1 protein-coding gene and 1 pseudogene are annotated in these 2,495 nt (G+C 73.6%); both read left to right on the top strand.

Annotated elements, in window-relative coordinates:
• Positions 1 to 232 (top strand): annotated as a pseudogene (locus HW445_RS32900) (hypothetical protein); the annotation flags it as partial.
• A 221-nt stretch (positions 233 to 453) separates the two neighbouring features.
• A partial coding sequence (locus HW445_RS26675) for a nitrate- and nitrite sensing domain-containing protein (RefSeq protein WP_308799966.1) occupies positions 454 to 2,495 on the top strand: 2,042 nt, incomplete at its 3' end.

Raw genomic sequence — 2,495 nt, 5'->3', positions numbered from 1 at the left:
GCAGGGACGCGGGTTCTGGGCGGGCTGCGCGGCCGCCGCCGGTCTGCTGTGCACCTGCCAGGTCTGTTGCGCCGACGAGTTCGAGGGCCCGTGGTCCCGCGAGCGCCGCGAGGGCTGGTGCGGCCAGTGCGACTGCAGCTGCTGCGAGTGCTGCAACTGCTGCAACTGCTGTGGTGGGGACGGCGGGGAGGGCGGAGGGTGCGACGGCTGCGGCTGCGACTGCAACTGCTGATCCATCAAGGCGCGTTCACGCGCAGGTGACGCAGCGTCATCCGGAGATTGCCGCGCCTGGGGCAGGGGCGGGCGCGGCCACCTGCGCTTTCCGCGGAGGGGCGGCCACGATGGGATAAAAACGCGATGGGCCCGGTAACCGAGGGCCACCGGGGTCGTTGGGTCGGGAGCAGAACCTTTTCTCTTCCTCCGACCAACTCGCCTCCCACTTAAGGCACCTCAGTGGACGCAGTCACTCCGACATCGGCCGCCGCGCGCCTGCGCGCCGCCCGTGGCGGGACGGGCCGGAAGGCCCCCCGCTCCCTTCGCACCAGGCTCCTCAGGGTCCTGGTCCTGGCCCTCGCCGTCCTGCTGGCCCTGCTCGGCACCGCCGCCGCCGAACAGATCGCGACCTTCCGCACCGCCTCCGCCACGGCGGACAACGCCCGCCTGGAGATCACCCTGCAAGGGCTGGTCCACGAGCTGCAGAAGGAGCGCAGTCTCACCGCCGGAAGCCTGGGCGGAGTGCGGCAGTTCAGCGACCGCCTGCCGGCGCAGCGCAAGGCCACCGACACGGCGCGGGCCGTCCTCGACCAGGCGCTGCGGGGACACACGGACGAGCAGCGCGCGGCCTCGGTCCGCGAGGTCCTTGGCCGGCTCGACGCGCTCGGCGGGATCCGCGCGAAGGCCGACGCGCGAAGCGTCCGGGTGACGGAGGTGTTCGACTACTTCACCGCCGTCGTCGCCGCGCTGGACGGGCTCGACCTCGGTCTCGACGAGGTCCGGGACCACACGCTGTACGACGCGGGGCGTGCGCTCCAGATCCTCGGCGAGGCGAAGGAGTTCGCGGGCCAGGAGAGCGCGGTCCTGCTCGGTTCGGTGACCGCGGGCCGGTTCCGCGGCGACGACCACGGACGCTTCCTGGAGATCCGGGCCGGCCGGCTCGCCTCGCTGGCGGCCTTCCCCTCGGTGGCCACCACCACCCAGGAGCGCCGCCTCGACGCCGCCCTGGGCACCCCCGACGCCAAGCGCGCCGAGTGGTACGAGCGGCGGGCGGTCCGGGGAGGCGGTCTGATCGACGCCGCCGAGATCCCGCCAACGGCCTGGTGGGCCAGCGCGACGTCCACCATCGACGGGCTGCGCGAGGTGCAGATCTCCCTGGACCACGACGTGGAGAGCCGGGCCTCCGAACTGGAGAGCGACGCGGGTGAGGACCTGGTGCTCTTCGGGCTGCTGGCGCTCGCCACCGTCGCCGCGCTCGGCGCCCTCGCCCTCGACTGCGTCCGCACCGTCTCCGGCCCGCTCGCCGAACTCGCCCACCAGGCGCGGGAGGTGGCGGGCAAACGACTGCCGCTGGCGGTCGCCGCCATCCAGAACAGCAACCTGCGGGAGGCCCCCGAGCCGCCGGAGCCGCTCCGGGTCCCGGAGAAGGCCGGCGCCGAGGTGCTGGAGATGGCCGAGGCCTTCGACCGCGTCCAGCGGGCCGCCTTCGACCTGGCCACCGAGCAGGCCGTGCTGCGCCGCAACGCCACCGAGTCGCTGGTCAGCCTGGGCCGCCGCAACCAGAACCTGGTCCGCCGCCAGCTGAGCTTCATCAACAAGCTGGAGCACGAGGACGCCGACCCGGCGACCCTGGCCAACCTCTTCGAACTCGACCACCTGGCCACCCGGATGCGCCGCAACGCCGAGAGCCTGCTGGTGCTGGCCGGCGAGTCGAGCCCCCGCCCGTGGTCGACACCGCTGCCCGTCACCGACGTGCTGCGCGCCGCGCTCTCCGAGGTGGAGGAGTACCGGCGGGTGGTGCTGCGCCGCATCGAGCCGGTCGGGGTGTCCGGTTCGGTGGTGGCCGAGATCGCCCACCTGCTCGCCGAACTCGTCGAGAACGCGCTGAACTTCTCGCCCCCGGAGTCGGAGGTCGAGGTCGAGGGCCGGCGCACCAGCGCGGGTTACCTGATCGCCATCGTCGACCACGGACTCGGCATGGACGCCCAGGCCCTCGCCGAGGCCAACGTCCGGCTCTCCGGGCGGGCCAGCTTCATGGCCGACCCGGGCCGCTTCCTCGGTCACTTCGTGGTCGGCGCGCTGGCCCGCAAGTGCGGGATCGAGGTGCGGGTGGGCGAGGCCCCGACGGCCGGAGTGGTGGCCCGGGTGCTGCTGCCCGCCACCCTCCTGGCCGAACCGAAGACGCCCGCCGGGAAGTCCGACGAGGACGTGCTGGTGGACAGCCGGCTCGACCAGAAGGCGGTGCTGCCGGCTCCGCGCGCGGGAGTCGCCGCCCCCGGCGG

It is taken from the genome of Streptomyces sp. UH6, assembly GCF_013421635.1.
Lineage (GTDB): Bacteria > Actinomycetota > Actinomycetes > Streptomycetales > Streptomycetaceae > Streptomyces > Streptomyces abyssomicinicus.
The sequence above is the reverse complement of the archived record's forward strand: the minus strand, read 5'-3'. Positions and strand labels throughout refer to the sequence as shown.